This window comes from Streptomyces sp. NPDC046909 (assembly GCF_040644695.1).
Taxonomy (GTDB): domain Bacteria; phylum Actinomycetota; class Actinomycetes; order Streptomycetales; family Streptomycetaceae; genus Streptomyces.
On the sequence record NZ_JBEYXC010000002.1, the window covers coordinates 957,192 to 976,708 of the forward strand.

The window sequence follows — 19,517 nt, forward strand, 5'->3', positions numbered from 1 at the left end:
CGGCCGTTCAGGCATTGCCAAACCCCGGAAAGACCTCTAGCGTTATCGGCCATAACGCGATCGTCTACCCCCAGTGGGAGGTGCGAGTCACCACCCATGGGGGTAGCGATCGCCCGCTTGTTTCGCCTACTGCCGACGGGAATTACCTCGGCAAGAGGGGCTTTCATGGTTGCGCCGGGAAATGGGAAATCGAGACGCACCGTCATCCTCGGAGCGATGCTGGTCGACTCGCTGGGCAGCGGTCTGTGGATGCCGTTCAGCCTGCTGTTCTTCGTCCGCGCCCAAGGGCAGTCCCTCGGCACGATCGGCCTGGCCCTCACCGTCGGAGCCCTTCTCGGGCTAGGGGTGGGGCAGTTGAGCGGCGGCTTCGTCGACCGGTTCGGTCCGGGACCGGCGGTGGTGGTCGGCAACGTGGCGCGCGCGGCGAGCTTCGCGTGCTACCCCTTCGCCCATTCCTCCTGGCAGGTGATGCTCCTGGTGGGCGTCACCTCGGCCGCCGACCGGGTCTTCTGGACGGCGAACGCGCCGCTCATCGCGACCGTGGTGCACGCCCGCGAGCTGGACAAGTTCCTCGGCACCACGGGCATGGCCCGGGTCATCGGCCTCGGCATCGGCTCGGGCGCGGCCGGCGTCTTCGGCGGCAGTGTCACGGGGCTGCATTTGGTGGCGTACGTCAACGCCGCGACCTTCGCCGCGGCGGGCGCCCTTCTCGTACTGGCCCTGGGGCCCGGGGTGTTCCGCCTCGGCAGCGCGGACCGGGCCGACGCCGACGCGGTCACCGACGCCGGCGCCGAAACGTCCGCCGGTGCCACGGGGCCGGCCCAGGCCGACGCTGTCTCGGTGTGGCGAAACCTCCCCTACCTTCAACTCTGCCTGCTTCAGGTGGTGTTCGTGATCGGGGCATCGGCGTTCGTGGTGATCCTGCCGCTGGTCATCAGTGACGAACTCCAGGGCCCGACCTGGCTCGCCGGGATCTCCATCGTCGTGGGCAACGTCATCCTGGCCGCGTTGCAGCATCCGGTGCTGGCATGGGCGGCGAAGCGGTCCCGGGCCCGCATGCTAGCGATCAGCGTGCTGTTCTACGTACCGGCGCTCCTCCTTCTCGCCCCCGGCGGCGCGCTCGCGTCCGCGCTCGTCGTCCCGGTCGTCCTGGTGGCGGCGGCGCTCGCGGCCCTGGGCGAGCTGATCTCGACACCGCTCATGATCTCGGCCGCCAACGCGAGCGCCCCGAAGGGGTACGAAGGCCGCTACAGCGCCGTGTTCCAGACCGGGTGGGGACTCGCCAACGTCCTCGGACCGCTCCTGTACACAACCCTCCTGGGCGCCGGCAACGCTGTGCTCTGGGTGACGCTCGCGGCCCTCACGGCGGCCACGGTGCCGGTGCTGGTGCGGCTGCGGGACCGGCTGCCCGCCGGAGTCCTCACGACCGACGACGACCCGGAGCGCCGGGAGTCACTCCAGGAAGCGTGACGCATGGAACGGTGGCCGCTGAGCCTGACGCAGGAGAGCTACTCCCGGCGTCTGCGCGGACTCGACGAACGACCCGTCAACGTCACGCTCGCCCTCCGACTCGGCGACCCGTCAAGGGAGTCGGTCGAACGCCGGCTCTCCCGGATCTCTGAGCAGGCACCCCTGCTGCGCGCCTCGCTCAGCCCGGCCGACGCAGCGCCCCTGACGATCCATGACCGCCCGAGGATACGTCTCCTCGAAACCACCGGGGTGGACCCCGCCGACCTCGCGGAGCATCTGCAACACGACACCCGGCATGTCTTCGCCGAGGACGAACTCCTCTGGAAACCCCGTCTGATACGGCTCACCGACGGGTCCGCCGTCCTGTCGCTCGCCTTCCACCACATCGTCTTCGACGGTGTCTCCCGCGGCCTGTTCCTCCGCGCCCTCGGGACCGAGAGCCCGGCACCGGCCGCCCACGGCGGCACCCCGTACGTGGAGTTCGCGCGCTGGCAGCGCGCGAACTTCACCGAGGACGGTCCGGACGTACGTTTCTGGCGCGCCCATCTGGCAGGCCTGGCGCACAACCAGCATGTGAACCTCGGCTTCGCCAGGAATCTGGACCAGCCGCTGGACAGCGCGAGCCGGCATGAGTCGGTGCGGCTGACCGGCGTCGAGCTGTGGCAGATCCTGCGGTGGGGGCGCCGGCGCGGGGTCTCGCTCTTCACCCAGGTGCTCGCCGCCCTGGCCGCGGCGCTGGGCGAGGCGACGGGCGAGCCGGAGAACGTGGTCCGGGCCACCTTCCACGGTCGGCCGCCCGGACACGAGGGCACGATCGGCTGCTTCGGGCAGGACGTCACCCTGCGGCTGCCCACGAAGCCGGTCGGTCTGGCCGAGTCCCTCACCTCCACGACCCGCGCCTGGAACGAACTCGGCGACCACAGATTCACGCCGTACGGGCTCGTGCGGCGGGCCGTCGGCGGTTCGACCCTGCCGTTCCGTCCCGTGGTGGTCACGCTGAACTCGTTCAGCACCCCCTCTGCGGTACCGGCCTTCGGCCAGGAGGCCACCGTGGTGGAGGTGCCCGAGTCCCTTCCCGAGGAAGGGCTCCACATCCAGCTGAGCCAGGCGCCGAACACCCTGACCCTGGAGTGCTCGTACCACCCCGTCCGGTTCGCGGCCGCCGATGTCCGGGCGTTCCTGGACCGCGTGACAGCCATCCTCCGAGAACCCCACCGCTGAAGGGTGCCGTGCAGTGAACTCCGACATGCGGGGCGCGGCGGTCGCCGACCCCTTCGCCCTCTACCAGATATCCACGGCCCACACCCCGGGCGGTGCCGCCCTGCGACAGGCCGCCCTCGACGGGGAGCTGAGGATCCTCGTGTCCGCGATCGCCTTCACCGTCTCCTGCTCCATGCGCACCTGCTGGGACGAGGACTGCCGGCGGGAGCACCCCGGGATCCCCGGACACGGGGTGCAGGACTTCCACCGGCAGCACGGCTTCGACATCGTCCAGCCGACCCTGGCCGACTCGGTGTCGGCCGGGCGGCTCTACAGCAACCTCGCGGACCATCGCTTCGTGGGCCCCGAGGTCCTCGCCGCGTGCTCCGCGAAGCTCCTCGCCGACGCCAGGAACCTGCCGCTGCTCTCCACGAACCGCGCCCTGTACTGCTACACCCACCTGGCCGGGACGGCTGACAGCCCGGCGCTGGAGCTCGTCTAGCAACGCAAGAGACCCCTGTGGGTACAGGGGTCTCTGTCAGTGTCCGAGGGGGGACTTGAACCCCCACGCCCGATAAAGGGCACTAGCACCTCAAGCTAGCGCGTCTGCCATTCCGCCACCCGGACAAGGTGTCTGCCGCCTGGCCGGGGGTGTTCCCCGCGGCGACATGGACAACAATACCAAGCTTTCGGAGCGCCTTTCACCTGCATATTCGGTGGCCAGGACAGGGGCCGGGGCCTGGTGGGCGGACCGACCGGGGGGTGTCACCGTGGGCCGTCGGGCGACTACGGACCGCTCTGGCCACTTGCCCCAGGCGGCTGCTTCTCCCGCTCGTGGTACATCTTCCGCGTCTGTTCCGTGTGCGCCCGCATGACCTCCGTGGCGCGCCGGTCGTCGTGGGCCGCGATCGCGGCGATCAGCTCGCGGTGCTCGATCCAGGACTGGCGGCCGCGCTGCCGGGCGACCGGCGTGTAGTACCAGCGGACCCGGCGGTCGACCTGGGCGGCCAGTTCGGCGAGGACCGTGTTGCCGGCGAGTTCGATGACCTTGGCGTGGAGCCGGGCGTTCAGGGCGACGGCGGCGTCCACGTCGTCGGTGGCGACCGCGCGCTCGCCCTCCGTGCACAGCTCCTCCAGCACGGAGATGCCTGCGTCACTCGCGTGGGCCGCGGCGAGCCGGGCCGCCTCGGCCTCCAACAGGGTGCGCACGGTGAGGAGCTGGTCGGCCTCCTCCTCGGTGGGCTCGTGCACGAACGCGCCCTGGGCGGGCCGCAGATCGACCCACCCCTCGGTGTTCAGCCGCTGGAGCGCCTCGCGGACCGGTTGCCGGGAGACCCCGAGGTGTCCGGCGAGTTCGCTCTCCACGAGGTGCTGACCGGGCTGGAGGGAGCGCGTGACGATCAGTTCGAGCAGCGCCTCGAAGACACGGTCGCGGAGCGGGCCGGGGCGTTCGAGCTTGGGTACAGCACCCTGCGGCAGTCCTGTCGTCGACAACATCACGACCCCTCCTCGCCAGCGCCGTCGCTGTATACGAGAGCCAAGTATGAATTGGCTTTCGCCTACGGTCTACGGTGCACCGCCGTCATGCAGGATTCTGTATACCGTCCACGATCTCTCGTATACTGTCATCCTGTATACGTTCAGCATCCAATGGCTCCTGCTCGGAGGCGACATGGAAGATCTGAATCCCGAGGTGGTCCTGGCGATGGCCGCCCAGGCGCCCGACGGCATAGTGATCATCGACGGCGAGGGACTGATCCGTTACTGGAACCAGGGCGCCGAGCGCGTCTTCGGGTTCTCGGCGGCTGACGTGGACGGTCGCAGTCTGGACGTGATCATCCCCGAGCGGCATCGCAAGCGGCACTGGGACGGCTTCCAGGAGGCCATGGACCGGGGGTCGACCAAGTACGGGGAGGCGGACCTGCTCAACGTCCCCGCGCTGGCGGCGGACGGGCGCAAGCTGTCCATCGAGTTCAGCGTGGTGCTGCTGCCGGGGCCCGGCGGCAGCACCTACTGCGGTGCCGTCATCCGGGACGTGACCGCACGCCGTGAGCGCGAGCGGGAGCTGATGCGGCGGCGGGCCGAGGCGACGGTCTAGCCACCGGGCTACGACGCGGAAGCGGCCGTGACCTCGAAGGTCACGGCCGCTTCCGCGCAGTAGGGGCTCAGGTCAGACGATGACCCCGCTCTCCTTCAGCCGGCCGATCGTCTCCTCGTCGTACCCCAGCTCGACCAGCACCTCGGAGCTGTGCTCGCCCAGCAGCGGGGCGCCGACGACCTCGGGCTGGAAGGAGGAGAACTTCACCGGGCTGCCGACGGTCAGGTACGTGCCGCGGCCCTTCTGCTCGACCTCGACGACGGTGCCGCTCCTGCGGAGGTCCTCGTCGTAGGCGATCTCCTTCATGCTCATCACGGGGGCGCAGGGCACCTCCCACTCACGCAGGATGTCGACGGCCTCGTACTTGGTCTTGTCCGCGAGCCACTTCTCGATCTCCTCGAAGATCTCGAAGATGTGCGACTGCCGGGCGCGGGCGGTGGCGTACTCCGGGTCCTCGGCCCACTCGGCGTGGCCGATGGCCTCGGCGGTGCGCTTCCAGTTCTGTTCCTGGATGGTGAAGTAGATGTAGGCGTTGGGGTCGGTCTCCCAGCCCTTGCACTTCAGGACCCAGCCGGGCTGGCCGCCGCCGCCCGCGTTGCCGCCGCGCGGGACGACATCGGTGAACTCGCCGTTGGGGTACTGCGGGTACTCCTCCAGGTAGCCGACCTTCTCCAGGCGCTGCTGGTCGCGGAGCTTGACGCGGCAGAGGTTGAGGACGGCGTCCTGCATGGAGACGGAGACCTTCTGGCCCTTGCCGGTCCTGCCGCGGTCGATGATCGCGGTGAGGATGCCGATCGCCAGGTGCATACCGGTGTTGGAGTCGCCGAGCGCGGCGCCGGAGATGGTCGGCGGGCCGTCCCAGAAGCCGGTGGTGGAGGCGGCGCCGCCCGCGCACTGGGCGACGTTCTCGTAGACCTTGAGGTCGTTCCAGGAGGACTGGTCGTTGAAGCCCTTCACCGAGCCGAAGATCAGGCGCGGGTTGAGCTCCTGGATGCGCTCCCAGGAGAAGCCCATCCGGTCCAGGGCGCCCGGCGCGAAGTTCTCCACCAGGACGTCGGCGTCCTTGATGAGCTTCTCCAGGACCTCCTTGCCCTCGGCGGTCTTGGTGTTGATGGCGAGGGAGCGCTTGTTGCTGTTGAGCATCGTGAAGTAGAGCGCGTCCAGGTCCTCGATGTCCCGGAGTTGACGGCGCGTCACATCGCCGCCGTTGGGACGCTCCACCTTGAGGACGTCGGCGCCGAACCAGGCGAGCATCTGCGTGCAGGCGGGACCGGCCTGGACCCCGGTGAAGTCGATCACCTTGATACCGGCGAGCGGCTTTTCACTCATGTCTGCTTCCTTTTCGTGAAGTTACGTGGTCGGTCGGTCTAGGCGGTCACTTCTTGGCCGGCGTGATGTTGCCGACGGTGATGCCCTTGGGGTTGAGGTGCGAGATGTGGCCGCTCTCGGTGCCGGCCGAGGGGTCGATCACACAGTCGATGAGCGCCGGGCCGCCGGAGGCGAGGGCCTCGGTGAGGGCGGCGGTGACCTCGGCGGGGGTGGTGGCGCGGTAGCCCTTGCCGCCGAATGCCTCGATGAGGAGGTCGTGGCGGGCGGCGGACATCAGGGTGGTGGGCGAGGGGGCCTCGTCGTACGGATTGACGTCGTCGCCGCGGTAGACCCCGCCGTTGTTCATGATCACGGTGACCACGGGCAGTTGGTAACGGCAGATCGTCTCGATCTCGATCCCGCTGAACCCGAACGCGCTGTCGCCCTCGATGGCGACGACCGGCTGTCCGCTCTCGACGGCGGCGGCGATGGCGTATCCCATGCCGATGCCCATGACGCCCCAGGTGCCGCTGTCGAGACGGTGGCGGGGGACGTGCATGTCGATGACGTTGCGCGCGATGTCGAGGGCGTTGGCACCCTCGTTGACGATGTACGTCTCCGGGTGCGCGTGCACGACGTCGCGTACGGCTTTGAGGGCGCCCATGAACTGCATGGGGTGCGGGTCGGCTTCGAGGCGCTTGGCCATCTTGGCGACGTTCTGCGCGGAGCGGGCGCCGAGTTCCTCCCGCCAGGCCGAAGGGGCCGTGATCTGGCCGGGCTTGGTGCGTTCGGCGAGCGCGTCGAGGACGGACTCGATGTCGCCGACGAGCGGGGCGGAGATGGGCTGGTTGCTGTCCATCTCCTTGGGGTCGATGTCGATCTGGACGAACTTGGCGTCCGGGTTCCAGCCCGTCTGGCCGTGGCCAAGGAGCCAGTTGAGGCGGGCGCCGATCAGCATCACGACGTCGGCCTTCTTCAGCGCCAGGGAGCGGGCGGTGGCGGCCGACTGCGGGTGGTCGTCGGGCAGCAGGCCCTTCGCCATCGACATCGGCACGTACGGGATGCCCGTCGACTCGATGAACTCCCGTACCTTGTCGTCCGCTTGGGCGTATGCCGCGCCCTTGCCGAGCACGACCAGCGGGCGCTCGGCGGAGGCCAGCAGCTCGATCGCCCGGTCCACGGCTTCCGGCGCGGGCAGTTGGCGCGGCGCGGGGTCGACGAGACGGCTCAGGGTCCGGTCGCCCTCGGCCTTGGGGATGATCGCGCCGAGCACCGCGGCGGGGATGTCGAGGTAGACACCGCCGGGGCGCCCGGAGATCGCGGTGCGCAGCGCGCGGGCGATGCCCCGGCCGATGTCCTCCACACGGCTGACCCGGTAGGCGGCCTTCACGAAGGGCTGGGCGGCGGCGAGTTGGTCCATCTCCTCGTAGTCGCCCTGCTTGAGGTCGACGAGGTGGCGTTCGCTGGAGCCGGAGATCTGGACCATGGGGAAGCAGTTGGTGGTCGCGTTCGCCAGCGCGACCAGGCCGTTGAGGAAGCCGGGGGCGGAGACTGTGAGGGCCACGCCGGGCTTCTTGTTGAGGTAGCCGGCGATGGCCGCCGCGTGTCCGGCGTTGCTCTCGTGACGGAAGCCGATGTAGCGGATGCCCTGGGCCTGGGCGAGCCGGGCCAGGTCGGTGATCGGGATGCCGACCACGCCGTAGATGGTGTCGACGTCGTTCATCCTGAGCGCGTCGACGACCAGGTGGTACCCGTCGGTGAGCTCGGTCGGAACGTCGGCTGCTGCCGCGGTCTCCAGTGGCGAGGGGGCGGTCATGGTCCGAGGTCCTCCTTGGGCAGGTCCTGCCGGAGCGGCTACTCCTCTCACCATCCGCAGCGGGTCCGGCGGCGTCCAAGACCCATCGGCGACCAGCCGATAAACAGCGTCTATCGACCGCTGGCCGGCGCCTCGCCAACTGCCTTGATAGACGCCCGCTATCGGCCGTTCGGCAGTGCGTATTGGACGCGCACCGCGGGCCGCCGCAGGCTCGCAGAGGACTGTTTCGTCGGACCTGGCACGAGGGGGTGGGGTCATGGCCGTTCCGGCCGCGGCATCCGTGCGCGACGACGCGGGCGGGTACCGGCCTCCGGCGGTCACGGGCCTCGCCGACCTCCTGGACCGGCACGTGCGTGAACGCCCTTGCGCCCGGGCCCTGGTGGTCACCGGGGAGCGGGTGCCGCTGTCGTACCGGGAGCTCGCCGCCGTGGCCGACGCCGTGGCCGCACGGCTGGGCGGAACCGGGTTGCGGCGCGGTGACGCGATCGGCCTGGTCGGTGACAACACCGCCGAGTTCGTGGTGGCGTTGCTCGGCGCGGCGCGGGCCGGTCTGGTGGTGGCTCCGCTGGATCCCGCGCTGCCCGCATCCCAACTCGCGGCTCGGGTCGACGCGTTGGGCGCGCGGGCGGCCCTGCTGGGGCCACCGGCGGCGAAGCTCGCGTTGCCCGTACCGTCGTGGCCGCTGCGGGTGAACGCCGACCGGTCCGGCACGGCGACCCTGGAACTCGAACCCGGAGCCCCTGCCTCGCCCGAAGTACGGGGTGCGGCGGGAGAGTTGTCGGGGCGGGACGCTCTCGTCCTGTTCACCGCCGGGACCAGCGAGCGGGCGAAGATGGTCCCGCTCACCCACGCCAACGTGGCGGCGTCCGTGCGAGCCATCTGCGCCGGCTACGAGTTGGGGCCGGACGACGCGACGGTCGCGGTGATGCCGTTCTTCCACGGCCACGGACTGTTCGCGGCGCTGCTGGCGTCCCTGGCCGGTGGCGGCTGTGTCCTGCTGCCCGAGCGGGGGCGGTTCTCGGCGGGCACGTTCTGGGACGACCTGCGCGCGGCGACCGCCACCTGGTTCACCGCGGCCCCCGCCATCCACGAGATCCTCCTGGACCGGTCGGAACGCGACTACCCGGGCCCCCAGGCGCCGCCCCTGCGGTTCCTGCGCAGCAGCAGCGCCCCGCTCAACACGGCCACCCAGCGGGCGCTGGAGCGCACCTTCGGGGCGCCCCTGCTGTCCGCGTACGGGATGACCGAGTCCGCGCACCAGGCAACCAGCGAACCGCTGTCCGGGCGGGGGCCGTTGAAGCACGGCTCGGTGGGCCGGCCGACCGGGGTCGAGGTCCGCGTCCTCGACCGGGGCGGGCGGGCCTGCCCGGTGGGGGTGGAGGGCGAGGTGTGGGTGCACGGTCCCACCGTCGCCCGCGGCTATCTCGGCGACCGGGCGGGGACGTCGTACACCTTCGTCGACGGGTGGCTGCGCACCGGTGACCTGGGCGCGCTGGACGAGGACGGGGATCTGTCGCTGACCGGGCGGATCAACAACCTCATCAACCGAGGCGGCGAGAAGATCTCGCCCGAGTATGTGGAGGACATCCTCGCCGGGTGCCCGGGGGTCGCCGAGGCGGCCGTGTTCGCCGTGCCGGACGCGGTGTACGGGGAGCGGGTGGGCGCGGCCGTGGTGGTGCGGGAAGGTGAGGGCGCGGAGGGCGAGTTCGAGGTCGAGGAGATCCTGCGGTACTGCCGGGAGCGGCTGGCCGCGTTCGAGGTGCCGGACCGGATCGAGGTGGCGGCGGCGTTGCCGTACACCGCGAAGGGGGGACTGGACCGGAAGGCCGTGCGGGCGCGGTACGCGCTCTGACAGGGCCTTCGAAGAGCGGGCTCAGTGCACGCGGTGTTCGTTCGGCAGCGGCCGGGCGAAGAAGTCGTCCAGGGACAGGCCCGTCGCCGCGTTGACGAAGGCGCGGGCGGCGACCGAGCCCGGGGTCGCCGCGTGGATGGCCACCGAGACCTGGGCGCCGGCCTCCGGATCGACGAGCGGCAGGGCTCGTGTCCGGCCGACGACGGGCATCGCGCGCAGCCAGGTGTGCGGGACGATGCTGGCCCAACCCCCGCCGCCCACATGGGCGTAGAGCGAGGCGATCGAGTCCGTCTCCACCTGCGGGGTCACCACGAACCCCTTCTCCGCGAAGACGGTGTCGACGATCTGGCGGATCCGCATGTCGGGGGTGAGCATGGCGAGCGGCAGCTGGGCGGCGTCCGCCCAGGTCACGGTGGCGGACTGGGCGACGGGCTGGTCGTCGGAGACGAGCAGCATGTAGCGCTCCTGGTAGAGGGGTACGACTTGCAGGCCCTCCTGGTCGCCGGGGTCGAAGTGGGCGATGGCCACGTCCAGTTCGTAGTCGCGCAGTTGGCGGTGGAGTTCCTTGGTCGACAGCCGGGACCGCACCTGCACCTTCGCGAGCGGGTGGGCCGTGCAGAACGCGGCCACGGGGAGCGCCAGGGTGGTGGAGGCCGTGGGGTCGGTGCCGAGCCGCAGCGTCCCGGTGATGCCGGACTGCACGGCGGCCACCTCGGCCTTGAAGGCGTCCTGTTCGGCGAGGATGCGCTTGGCCCAGACGACGAGCCGCTCGCCCTCGGGGGTGAGGCCCTGGTAGTTGTGCCCGCGGTTGATGAGCGTGACGTTGAGCTCCCGCTCCAGCTTGGCTATCGCGGCCGAGAGCGCGGGCTGGGAGACGTAGCAGGATTCCGCGGCCCGGGCGAAGTGCCGTTCCCGCGCGACCGCCACGAAGTACTCGAGCTGGCGGAACAGCATGAACGACCCCTCTCTGCCCAGGCGACCGAGGTGACCGAGGCGACCTCACCTAGCCCCATACTGTATGCAGTATTTGGGATATGTACAGGCCGCGGAGCCCGGCAGCTCACGCGAAAGGCGCCTGCGGCCGCTGTACGTCCCGACAGCGGCCGCAGGCGCGGCTCTTCAGCGCAGGAGGCGTACCGCGGCGACCACCAGCGGGTCCAGCTCCTCGGCGCCGGCGTCGACGTACTCGTACAGCCTGGTGCGCATGCGCGGGTCCCAGAACCTGCCGATGTGCCCCGCGATCTCCGCCGCGGCCCGCTCCCGCGGGAGGTGGCCGAGGTTGCGGGCGATGTCGTTCGCCATCCGGCGCTCGGACGGCACGGTGGCGGTCATCTCAGTCCACCACTGTCACGAGGTCGTTCTCGGTGACCTCGGTGTCGCTGTGCCGGTCCGCGCGGGCGAGGCCGACCTGGACGGCGGTCACCTTGTACTCGGGGCAGTTGGTCGCCCAGTCGGAGTTCTCCGTGGTCACCACGTTGGCGCCGGTCACCGGGTGATGGAAGGTGGTGTACACGACCCCGGTGGGCATCCGGTCGGAGATCTCCGCGTGCAGTGTCGTCTCCCCCACCCGGCTGGTCAGGGTGACCAGGTCGCCGTCCTTGATGCCGCGGACCTCGGCGTCATGGGGGTGCAGTTCGAGGATGTCCTCGGGATGCCAGGCCACATTGCCCGTACGACGGGTCTGCGCGCCGACGTTGTACTGGCTGAGGATCCGCCCGGTGGTCAGGACGAGCGGGAAGCGCCGGGTGCTGCGCTCGTTGGTCGGCACGTAGGAGGTGACGACGAACTTGCCCTTGCCGCGCACGAATTCGTCCACATGCATGATCGGAGTGCCCTCGGGCGCCTGCTCGTTGCAGGGCCACTGGACGCTGCCCAGCTTGTCGAGGAGGTCGAAGGAGACGCCGGTGAACGTCGGGGTGACCGAGGCGATCTCGTCCATGATCTGGCTCGGATGGTCGTACGCCATCGGGTAGCCCATGGCGGTGGCGATCTCGCTGACGATCTGCCACTCGTGCTTGCCCGCCTTGGGTTTCATCACCGAGCGCACCCGGTTGATCCGGCGTTCGGCGTTGGTGAAGGTGCCGTCCTTCTCCAGGAACGAGGCGCCGGGCAGGAAGACGTGGGCGAACTTGGCGGTCTCGTTGAGGAACAGGTCCTGGACGACGACGAGTTCCATGGCCTCCAGCGCGGCGGTGACGTGCCGGAGGTTGGGGTCGGACTGGGCGATGTCCTCGCCGTGCACGAACAGGCCCTTGAAGGTGCCGTCGATGGCCGCGTCGAACATGTTGGGGATGCGAAGTCCCGGCTCCGCGAGGAGAGTTCCGCCCCAGAGGTTCTCGAAGACGGTGCGGACCGCGTCATCGGAGACGTGCCGGTAGCCGGGCAGTTCGTGCGGGAAGGAGCCCATGTCGCAGGAGCCCTGGACGTTGTTCTGGCCGCGCAGCGGGTTCACGCCGACACCGTCGCGGCCGATGTTGCCGCAGGCCATCGCGAGGTTGGCCATTCCCATGACCATGGTGGAGCCCTGGCTGTGCTCGGTGACGCCGAGGCCGTAGTAGATCGCGCCGTTGGGCGCCTCCGCGTACAGCCGTGCCGCGGCGCGGAGTTCGGCGGCGGGGACACCGGTGATGGGCTCGACCGCTTCCGGGCTGTTCTCCGGTCGGGCGACGAACTCCGCCCATTCGTCGAAGCCTTCGCACCTGGCGTCCACGAAGGACCGGTCGACGAGGCCCTCGGTGACGACGACGTGGGCCATCGCGTTGACGACGGCGACGTTGGTGCTGGGCCGCAGCTGGAGGTGGTGCCGGGCCTCGATGTGGGGTGAGCGCACGAGGTCGATGCGGCGCGGGTCGACGACGATGAGCTCGGCGCCCTCGCGCAGCCGGCGCTTCATCCGGGACGCGAACACCGGGTGTCCGTCAGTGGGGTTGGCGCCGATCACCATGATGACGTCGGCCTCGGCGACCGAGCGGAAGTCCTGGGTGCCGGCCGATTCACCGAAGGTCTGTTTGAGGCCGTAGCCCGTCGGGGAGTGGCAGACGCGGGCGCAGGTGTCGACGTTGTTGTTGCCGAACGCGGCGCGGACCATCTTCTGGACGACGTAGACCTCTTCGTTGGTGCAGCGCGAGGAGGTGATGGCGCCGACGGAGTTCGGTCCGTAGCGGTCCTGGAGTTCGCGCATCCGCCGGGCGACCGTGCCGATCGCCTCGTCCCACTCGACCTCGCGCCAGGGGTCGGTGATCCGGTCGCGGACCATCGGCTTGAGCCGGCGGTCGGGGTGGGTGGCGTACCCGAAGGCGAAGCGGCCCTTCACACAGGAATGGCCCTCGTTCGCTCCGCCGTCCTTGTGGGGGACCATGCGCACGAGTTCGTCGCCGCGCAGCTCGGCCTTGAAGGAGCAGCCGACGCCGCAGTAGGCGCACGTGGTGACAACCGACCTGGTGGGCATGCCCAGTTCGACGACCGAGCGCTCCTGGAGCGTGGACGTCGGGCAGGCCTGGACGCAGGCACCGCACGAGACGCACTCGGAGTCCATGAACGTCTCGCCGGCGCCCGGGGAGACCTTGGAGTCGAAGCCGCGGCCCTCGATGGTGAGCGCGAAGGTGCCCTGGACCTCGCCGCAGGCGCGGACACAGCGCGAGCAGGCGATGCACTTGGAGGGGTCGAAGTCGAAGTACGGGTTGGAGGTGTCCTTCTCGGCGTCGAGGTGGTTCTCGCCCTCGTATCCGTAGCGGACCTGACGGAGGCCCACCACGCCTGCCATGTCCTGGAGTTCACAGTCTCCGTTGGCGGGGCAGGTGAGGCAGTCGAGGGGGTGGTCGGAGATGTAGAGCTCCATGACGCCCTGGCGGAGCTTCTCCACCTTGGGTGTCTGGGTGCTCACCTTCATGCCGTCGGAGCACGGGGTGGTGCAGGACGCCGGGGTGCCGCGGCGGCCGTCGATCTCGACCACGCACAGACGGCAGGAGCCGAACGCCTCCAGGCTGTCGGTGGCGCACAACTTGGGTATGTCGACGCCCGCTTGGGCCGCGGCACGCATCACCGAGGTGCCCTCGGGGACGGTGACGGGCAGGCCGTCGATCTCCACCGACAGCGTTGCCGGGCCGGGCCGTTCGGGGGTTCCGAAGTCGGGTTCCTTGAGCAGGCTCATGCCGAGCCCTCCGTCCTCACGCCGGTCGCGTTCACGGGTTGGATGTCCAGGAGTCGACGGCCGCCGTGGAAGTCGTCGGGGAAGTGGGCGAGGGCGCTGCGCACGGGCATCGGGGTCAGTCCGCCCATCGCGCACAGCGAGCCGTCGGTCATCAGGTCGCAGAGGTCTTCCAGCAGGGCCAGGTTCTCGTCCCGGTGCGTACCGGCGACGATGCGGTCGATCACCTCGACGCCGCGGACCGAACCGACCCTGCACGGTGTGCACTTGCCGCAGGACTCCTCGGCGCAGAACTCCATCGCGAAGCGGGCCTGCGCGGCCATGTCGACGGTGTCGTCGAAGACCACGACGCCGCCGTGCCCGAGCATCGCCCCGGCCTCGGCGAACGCCTCGTAGTCCATGGGCAGATCGAACTGCGACTCCGGCAGATACGCCCCGAGCGGCCCGCCCACCTGGACGGTGCGCACCGGGCGCCCGGTGCGGGTCCCGCCGCCGTACTCCTCGATCAGCTCGCGCAGGGTGATCCCGAACGCCGTCTCCACGATGCCGCCGCGGGCGATGTTGCCGCCGAGCTGGAAGACCTGGGTGCCGCGGGAGCGGCCCACGCCCAAGTCCTGGTAGGCCTGGGCGCCTTGGGCGAGGACGACGGGCACGGTGGTGAGCGTCAGCACGTTGTTCACGACGGTCGGTTTGCCGAACAGGCCCTCGATCGCCGGGATCGGCGGCTTGGCGCGGACCATGCCGCGCTTGCCCTCCAAGCTCTCCAGCATGGAGGTCTCCTCGCCGCAGATGTACGCGCCCGCCCCGACGCGCACGTGCAGGTCGAAGTCGAGCGCGGAGCCGAGGACGCCCTTGCCCAACCAGCCCTGTTCCCGGGCGAGTTCGATGGCCGCGCGCATTGTGGCGATGGCGTCCGGATACTCGGAGCGGATGTAGACGTACCCCTCGCTCGCGCCGACCGCGTGCGCCGCGATGGTCATCCCCTCGATGAGCAGGAACGGGTCACCCTCCATGACCATCCGGTCGGCGAAGGTCCCGCTGTCGCCCTCGTCGGCGTTGCAGCAGACGAACTTCAGCTCGTCGGCGCACTCCAGCACGGTCTTCCACTTGATACCGGCCGGGAAGCCCGCGCCGCCTCGGCCGCGCAGTCCGGACTCGGTGACCTGGGCGACGACGTCGGCGGGGGCGAGGGCGAGGGCGGCGCGCAGTCCGGCGAGGCCGCCGTGCTCGACGTAGTCCTGGGGTGAGAGGGGGTCGGTGATGCCGACTCTGGCGAAGGTGACGCGATTCTGGCTCGCCAGCCAGGGGAGTTCGTCGACGAGACCGAGCCGCAGCGGGTGCTCCGCGCCGTCGAGCAGTCCGGCGGCGAGGAGTTCGTCCACGTCCTCGGGGGCCACCGGGCCGTAGCCGACGCGGCCCTGCGGGGTGACGACCTCGATCATCGGCTCCAGCCAGAGCATGCCGCGCGAGCCGTTGCGTACGACGTCGATGGCGAAGTCACCGCGCAGGTCGGCGAGTTGCAGTGCGGCGGCCACCTCGTCCGCGCCGACGGACCGGGCCGCCGAGTCGCGGGGGACGTAGACCGTCGCCGCGGAGTGCGCGGAGGGCGAGGAGTGTGCGGAGTGCGTGGAGTGTGCGGAGTGCGTGGAGTGTGCGGAGTGCGTGGAGTGGCTCATGATCAGACCGTCCCGTCGAGGATCGAGCCCAGCCGGGCCGGGCCGACTCGTCCGTACAGCCGTCCGTTCGCCTCGACCGACGGCCCCAGCGCGCAGTTGCCGAGGCAGAAGACCTGCTCGACGGTGACCGAACCGTCCGCGGTCGTCTCCCCCAGGGTCAGTCCGGCCTCGCGCGTGTAGGTCACCAGGCGGTCGGCGCCCAGTGCCTGGCAGGCCTCGGCGCGACAGATGCGCACCGTGGTGCGGCCCGCGGGCTCGCGGCGGAAGTCGTGGTAGAAGGTCACCACTCCGTGGACGTCCGCCCGGGAGAGGTTGAGTTCGTCGGCGAGCACCGGTATCGCCTCCTGCGGCACATGGCCCAACTCGGCCTGTACGGCGTGCAGTACGGGAAGCAGTGCGCCGCGCTGACCCCGGTGGTCGGCCACCACCCTTCGGACCACGTTCTCGACCGTCACTTCACTCCCGCTGGTCGTCATGATCGCTTCGCCTTCCGTGACACGGGTCCCCGGCGAGGGAATGCAGGAGACTGAGACAATACCCCATACAGGCTTCTGTATACAGACGACAGTCGCAGGGAAACCGAGGCTGAGGCTCGACCATGGCTCCGGGGTCACTCTCACCGCCGACTGTCCACGCCATGTTGCATACCAAAACCTGTATGCTGACGCCGCCGTCGGCAACCCTCTCGGCGGCTTCCTCTTGGCAGAGCCGTCGCCCCGGCGGCAGAACGGGACAACCATGCGCGAGGCACTCACGGCCGCAGCGTCCCGGCGCGTCGCCCGCCCGGCACCACTGCGCCAGGCCGTGTACGACGCCCTGACGGAACTGATCGTCAACGGCTCCCTCAAGCCCGGCCAGCACCTGGTCGAGGCCGAGCTCGCCGAGCACCTCGGGGTCAGCCGCCAGCCGGTGCGCGAGGCCCTGCAGCGGCTCCAGACGGCCGGCTGGGTCGACCTGCGGCCCGCCCAGGGCGCGTTCGTCCACTCCCCCACCGAGGAGGAGGCCGCCCAACTCCTCGGCGTCCGCTCGGTGCTGGAGACCTACTCCGCCCAGCTCGCCGCCCAGAACGCGAAGCCCGAGGACGTCGAGCGCCTCCAGGAGCTCCAGCAGGAGGGCGTCGACGCGCTCGCCGCCGGCGACGTCGAGCGTCTGGTCGCGGCCAACACCGCTCTGCATGCCTTCATCACCTCCATGGCCGCCAATGACGTCCTGGCCGAACTGCTCGCGCAGGTGGGCCAGAAGGTCCGCTGGTACTACACGCCCATCGCCAAGCCCCGCGGCAAGGAGGCCTGGAACGAGCACACTCAGCTCATCAGGGCCATCGCCAAGGGCGACGCGGACCGCGCGGGCGAGGTCATGCGCAAGCACACCGAGCGCACGACCGGCTTCTACCGCAAGCAGATCAGCGCCGGGGCCGGCCAGGACTGACCGAACGGGCCGCCCCTGAACGGCAGTTCAGGACGGCAGTTCAGGACGGGGCGAGGGAGTCTTCGGGACGGCGGGCACGGTCGGCCGCCAGGAGATCGGCGGACGCGCGGAACCCCTCCGCGCCTTCCGCTCCCGCCGCGGCCCGCAGTTCGCGCAGCCACGGCAGGACCGTGCGCCGCAGGATGTCGAGTCCGCCGCCGTCGGCACCGAGCATCGCCTCGGCGGGGACCAGCACCGGGTCGGCGAGCACGGTGGACGTCGCACTGCCGGGCGGTCCCCCGGCGTCAGGGGCATCGGGCCGGGCCGGGACGAACAGGTCCGGGGCGTGCGCCGGAACCACCCACAGGTTCAGCCCGTCCCGCACACCGAGCGGCCGTGAGGACCATACGTAACTGTCGGCCTCCCCCGCCGCGACCACCTGACGTTTACGCGCCCGCAGCGCGACCACCCCGCCTGAGCGGACGGCGCTGCAAGCAGGGGCGAGAAGCGCCTGCTCCCGGATGCCGCCCTCCGTCTCCGCGAGGGCGAGGCTGCCGAGGTGGCGCCCGGCGGCGATCTCGCCGCGCACCCAGGGGCCGCCGTACGACTCGACGACGGCGACCGCCGTGTAGTGGGCCTGGAGGACGGCGGCCGTGGCCGGGCAGACCCGCGCGGTCCGCGCCACGACCTCGGCGGCTTCCGGCAGCCCGAGTCCGGCGCCGCCGAACTCGGTGGAGACGGTGAGCCCCAGCAGCCCGGTGGCACCCAGAGCCGTCACGGCACCGCGGGGGAACCTCCCTTCCGCGCCGGTCAGTTCGGCGCAGGGGGCTACGACACGGGACAGGACTTCGGTGAGAGCGGTGCGGTACGACACGGAGTGACCCCCTCGGGAGTGGTTTCCGGTCCGCGATCACGCGGCGACGATTGATTGCATACAGTATTCTGCATGCCTCATCCAGCGCCAGGGGTCGGGCGAGCCAATTTCCATTGCCACTCACCGCAGGCCGCACGAGAATGGCTATTGCATACTAAACTCAGTATCCCGTAGTCGATGTTCGGCGCGTCCGCCGTCCGCCGTCCCGCCGTCCGCGCGTCCACAGTCGAACGAGGGAGAGGGTCCATGTCCGACACACCCACCGTGACAGCCCGCGGCCCCATCACCCGGCCCGCGCCACTGCGCCAGGCCGTGTACGACGCCCTGACCGAGCTGATCATCAACGGCTCGCTCAAGCCCGGCCAGCACCTGGTCGAAGCCGAACTCGCCGAGCACCTCGGGGTCAGCCGCCAGCCCATCCGCGAGGCCCTGCAACGGCTGCACACCGCCGGCTGGGTCGACCTGCGCCCCTCCCAGGGAGCCTTCGTGCACTCCCCCACGGCAGAGGAGTGCGCCCAACTCCTCAGCGTCCGGGCCGTCCTGGAGACCCACTCCGCGCACGGCGCCGCCGAGCACGCCGGCCCCGCCGACGTCGCCCGGCTGTGGGAGCTCCAGCAGACCGGACTCACCGCCCTCGCGGCGGGCGACGCCCGGGCCATCGTGGAGGCCAACGCGGCCCTCCACTCCCACATCACGCACCTCTCCCGCAACGCGGTCCTGGCCGAGCTCATCCCCCAGGTCGACCGACGGGTGCGCTGGTACTACATGCCCATCGCCAAGCCCCGCGGCACCGACGCCTGGAACGAGCACGCGCGGATCATCGAGGCCATCGCCGACGGCGACCCCGAGCGCGCCGAGCAGCTCATGCGCCGGCACACCGCGAACACCACCGACTTCTACTGCGCCCAGATCGCGGCGATGGCCGACCGTGGCAGGTGAGCCACGGCCGGCCGCGATCAGCGATACGGACGTTCACTACCGCAGGTCGATCTCCCGCAGCAGACCCGTGGTGACGTCGAACACGAAGCCCCGCACATCGTCGGTGTACGGCAGGAAGGGCGACGTACGCACCCGCCGCATCGACTGCCGTACGTCCTGGTCGACGTCCCGGAAGGACTCCACCGCCCAGGCCGGGCGCTGCCCCACTTCCATCTCCAGCTCGTGCCGGAACTCCTCGGTCAGCGTCTGCAACCCGCATCCGGTGTGATGGATGAGCACCACGCTGCGGGTACCGAGGGCCCGCTGACTGATCGTCAGAGAACGGATCGTGTCATCGGTGACCACGCCCCCGGCGTTGCGGATGGTGTGACAGTCGCCGAGTTCCAGACCCAGCGCGGCGTGCAGGTCGATGCGAGCGTCCATGCAGGCCACGACCGCCACCCGCAGGACAGGGCGCGCACCCATCCCGGGGTCCACGAATCCAGTGGCATAAGCACGGTTGGCCGCGACGAGACGATCGATGACGGTATCGGTGTCGGTGTTGCCGTCGCCGACGGGCGGTCCCGCGACACGGGAAGCGCGAGTCGACATCAGATGACCCCCTGCGACTTGAGGAGCGGCAATTCGTCTTCGCTCAGGCCGAGTTCGCCGATGAGGATTTCTTCGGTGTGCTGGCCCAGCAGGGGTGCGGTGGTGATACGGGTGGGGGAGTCGGAGAGCTTGAGGGGAT

17 protein-coding genes, 1 tRNA gene and 1 pseudogene are annotated in these 19,517 nt (G+C 70.2%); 7 read left to right on the forward strand and 12 right to left on the reverse strand.

The genetic code is table 11. The annotated features are described in order from the left end of the window. Positions 1-216: 216 nt before the first annotated feature. The 3 genes from ABZ928_RS08535 to ABZ928_RS08545 are packed head-to-tail and all read left to right on the forward strand — an operon-like array spanning position 217 to position 3,172. A complete protein-coding gene (locus ABZ928_RS08535) occupies positions 217-1,470 on the forward strand; it encodes an MFS transporter (protein WP_361516083.1) in 1,254 nt (417 codons plus the stop codon). Between the two features lie 3 nt (positions 1,471-1,473). Beyond that, on the forward strand, positions 1,474-2,691 hold the full coding sequence (locus tag ABZ928_RS08540) for a condensation domain-containing protein (RefSeq protein WP_361516084.1): 1,218 nt from the start codon (positions 1,474-1,476) through the stop codon (positions 2,689-2,691). Between the two features lie 13 nt (positions 2,692-2,704). Continuing rightward, on the forward strand, positions 2,705-3,172 hold the full coding sequence (locus tag ABZ928_RS08545) for a hypothetical protein (protein WP_361516086.1): 468 nt from the start codon (positions 2,705-2,707) through the stop codon (positions 3,170-3,172). Positions 3,173-3,212: 40 nt separating this feature from the next. On the opposite strand, the gene ABZ928_RS08550 is transcribed toward ABZ928_RS08545, so the two are convergent. Further along, positions 3,213-3,297 (reverse strand) — tRNA-Leu (locus tag ABZ928_RS08550). A gap of 159 nt (positions 3,298-3,456) precedes the next feature. Then, complete coding sequence (locus ABZ928_RS08555) at positions 3,457-4,167, reverse strand: GntR family transcriptional regulator (RefSeq protein ID WP_361516088.1); 711 nt, start codon at positions 4,165-4,167, stop codon at positions 3,457-3,459. Positions 4,168-4,342: 175 nt separating this feature from the next. Here ABZ928_RS08555 and ABZ928_RS08560 point away from each other — a divergent pair, with 175 nt between their 5' ends. Further along, positions 4,343-4,768, forward strand: a complete 426-nt coding sequence (locus ABZ928_RS08560) for a PAS domain S-box protein (RefSeq protein ID WP_361516090.1) — start codon at positions 4,343-4,345, stop codon at positions 4,766-4,768. 72 nt (positions 4,769-4,840) lie between these two features. On the opposite strand, the gene frc is transcribed toward ABZ928_RS08560, so the two are convergent. Both frc and oxc read right to left on the reverse strand, forming a co-directional pair. Then, positions 4,841-6,097 (reverse strand): formyl-CoA transferase, encoded by a 1,257-nt coding sequence (gene frc / locus ABZ928_RS08565; RefSeq protein ID WP_361516091.1) that lies wholly within the window; start codon positions 6,095-6,097, stop codon positions 4,841-4,843. Positions 6,098-6,143: 46 nt separating this feature from the next. Then, complete coding sequence (gene oxc / locus ABZ928_RS08570) at positions 6,144-7,892, reverse strand: oxalyl-CoA decarboxylase (protein ID WP_361516093.1); 1,749 nt, start codon at positions 7,890-7,892, stop codon at positions 6,144-6,146. Positions 7,893-8,148: 256 nt separating this feature from the next. Between oxc and ABZ928_RS08575 the strand changes: the two genes are divergently transcribed. Beyond that, positions 8,149-9,744: a FadD7 family fatty acid--CoA ligase gene (locus ABZ928_RS08575; protein ID WP_361516095.1), complete on the forward strand. Its 1,596-nt coding sequence runs from the start codon at positions 8,149-8,151 to the stop codon at positions 9,742-9,744. A gap of 21 nt (positions 9,745-9,765) precedes the next feature. Here ABZ928_RS08575 and ABZ928_RS08580 read toward each other — a convergent pair whose 3' ends face one another. From ABZ928_RS08580 to ABZ928_RS08600, 5 genes are all read right to left on the reverse strand, one after another. Continuing rightward, on the reverse strand, positions 9,766-10,698 hold the full coding sequence (locus ABZ928_RS08580; protein ID WP_361516096.1) for a LysR family transcriptional regulator: 933 nt from the start codon (positions 10,696-10,698) through the stop codon (positions 9,766-9,768). 165 nt (positions 10,699-10,863) lie between these two features. Continuing rightward, positions 10,864-11,076 (reverse strand): formate dehydrogenase subunit delta, encoded by a 213-nt coding sequence (locus tag ABZ928_RS08585; RefSeq protein ID WP_361516098.1) that lies wholly within the window; start codon positions 11,074-11,076, stop codon positions 10,864-10,866. A 1-nt stretch (position 11,077) separates the two neighbouring features. Next, positions 11,078-13,894, reverse strand: a complete 2,817-nt coding sequence (gene fdhF / locus ABZ928_RS08590) for a formate dehydrogenase subunit alpha (RefSeq protein WP_361516100.1) — start codon at positions 13,892-13,894, stop codon at positions 11,078-11,080. Beyond that, a complete protein-coding gene (locus ABZ928_RS08595; protein ID WP_361516102.1) occupies positions 13,891-15,567 on the reverse strand; it encodes an NADH-ubiquinone oxidoreductase-F iron-sulfur binding region domain-containing protein in 1,677 nt (558 codons plus the stop codon). Before ABZ928_RS08595 ends, fdhF begins: the two co-directional genes overlap by 4 nt. 2 nt (positions 15,568-15,569) lie before the next feature. Continuing rightward, positions 15,570-16,043: a formate dehydrogenase subunit gamma gene (locus ABZ928_RS08600; RefSeq protein WP_361516104.1), complete on the reverse strand. Its 474-nt coding sequence runs from the start codon at positions 16,041-16,043 to the stop codon at positions 15,570-15,572. Between the two features lie 262 nt (positions 16,044-16,305). Here ABZ928_RS08600 and ABZ928_RS08605 point away from each other — a divergent pair, with 262 nt between their 5' ends. After that, positions 16,306-16,995, forward strand: a complete 690-nt coding sequence (locus ABZ928_RS08605; RefSeq protein ID WP_361516106.1) for a GntR family transcriptional regulator — start codon at positions 16,306-16,308, stop codon at positions 16,993-16,995. A gap of 40 nt (positions 16,996-17,035) precedes the next feature. Here ABZ928_RS08605 and ABZ928_RS08610 read toward each other — a convergent pair whose 3' ends face one another. After that, entirely contained in the window at positions 17,036-17,848 is an 813-nt protein-coding gene (locus ABZ928_RS08610) for an acyl-CoA dehydrogenase family protein (protein ID WP_361516108.1), read from the reverse strand. Between the two features lie 246 nt (positions 17,849-18,094). Between ABZ928_RS08610 and ABZ928_RS08615 the strand changes: the two genes are divergently transcribed. Beyond that, complete coding sequence (locus ABZ928_RS08615) at positions 18,095-18,787, forward strand: GntR family transcriptional regulator (protein WP_361516110.1); 693 nt, start codon at positions 18,095-18,097, stop codon at positions 18,785-18,787. 36 nt (positions 18,788-18,823) lie between these two features. Here the strand turns inward: ABZ928_RS08615 and ABZ928_RS08620 are convergent, their stop codons facing one another. Together ABZ928_RS08620 and ABZ928_RS08625 are read right to left on the reverse strand one after the other, a co-directional pair. Beyond that, positions 18,824-19,378 (reverse strand): carbonic anhydrase, encoded by a 555-nt coding sequence (locus ABZ928_RS08620; RefSeq protein ID WP_361516112.1) that lies wholly within the window; start codon positions 19,376-19,378, stop codon positions 18,824-18,826. After that, positions 19,378-19,517, reverse strand: a pseudogene (locus tag ABZ928_RS08625) (formyl-CoA transferase); the annotation flags it as partial. The pseudogene ABZ928_RS08625 and the gene ABZ928_RS08620, both read right to left, overlap by 1 nt.

What these genes read in the sequence shown, in the direction of transcription:
- ABZ928_RS08585 (WP_361516098.1), bottom strand. Translation starts at nt 11,076, where the DNA reads ATGACCGCCACCGTGCCGTCCGAGCGCCGGATGGCGAACGACATCGCC.
- ABZ928_RS08555 (WP_361516088.1), bottom strand. Translation starts at nt 4,167, where the DNA reads ATGTTGTCGACGACAGGACTGCCGCAGGGTGCTGTACCCAAGCTCGAA.
- ABZ928_RS08605 (WP_361516106.1), top strand. Translation starts at nt 16,306, where the DNA reads ATGCGCGAGGCACTCACGGCCGCAGCGTCCCGGCGCGTCGCCCGCCCG.
- ABZ928_RS08595 (WP_361516102.1), bottom strand. Translation starts at nt 15,567, where the DNA reads ATGAGCCACTCCACGCACTCCGCACACTCCACGCACTCCGCACACTCC.
- ABZ928_RS08560 (WP_361516090.1), top strand. Translation starts at nt 4,343, where the DNA reads ATGGAAGATCTGAATCCCGAGGTGGTCCTGGCGATGGCCGCCCAGGCG.
- ABZ928_RS08540 (WP_361516084.1), top strand. Translation starts at nt 1,474, where the DNA reads ATGGAACGGTGGCCGCTGAGCCTGACGCAGGAGAGCTACTCCCGGCGT.
- ABZ928_RS08580 (WP_361516096.1), bottom strand. Translation starts at nt 10,698, where the DNA reads ATGCTGTTCCGCCAGCTCGAGTACTTCGTGGCGGTCGCGCGGGAACGG.
- ABZ928_RS08535 (WP_361516083.1), top strand. Translation starts at nt 217, where the DNA reads ATGCTGGTCGACTCGCTGGGCAGCGGTCTGTGGATGCCGTTCAGCCTG.
- oxc (WP_361516093.1), bottom strand. Translation starts at nt 7,892, where the DNA reads ATGACCGCCCCCTCGCCACTGGAGACCGCGGCAGCAGCCGACGTTCCG.
- fdhF (WP_361516100.1), bottom strand. Translation starts at nt 13,894, where the DNA reads ATGAGCCTGCTCAAGGAACCCGACTTCGGAACCCCCGAACGGCCCGGC.
- ABZ928_RS08575 (WP_361516095.1), top strand. Translation starts at nt 8,149, where the DNA reads ATGGCCGTTCCGGCCGCGGCATCCGTGCGCGACGACGCGGGCGGGTAC.
- ABZ928_RS08615 (WP_361516110.1), top strand. Translation starts at nt 18,095, where the DNA reads ATGTCCGACACACCCACCGTGACAGCCCGCGGCCCCATCACCCGGCCC.
- ABZ928_RS08620 (WP_361516112.1), bottom strand. Translation starts at nt 19,378, where the DNA reads ATGTCGACTCGCGCTTCCCGTGTCGCGGGACCGCCCGTCGGCGACGGC.
- ABZ928_RS08600 (WP_361516104.1), bottom strand. Translation starts at nt 16,043, where the DNA reads ATGACGACCAGCGGGAGTGAAGTGACGGTCGAGAACGTGGTCCGAAGG.
- frc (WP_361516091.1), bottom strand. Translation starts at nt 6,097, where the DNA reads ATGAGTGAAAAGCCGCTCGCCGGTATCAAGGTGATCGACTTCACCGGG.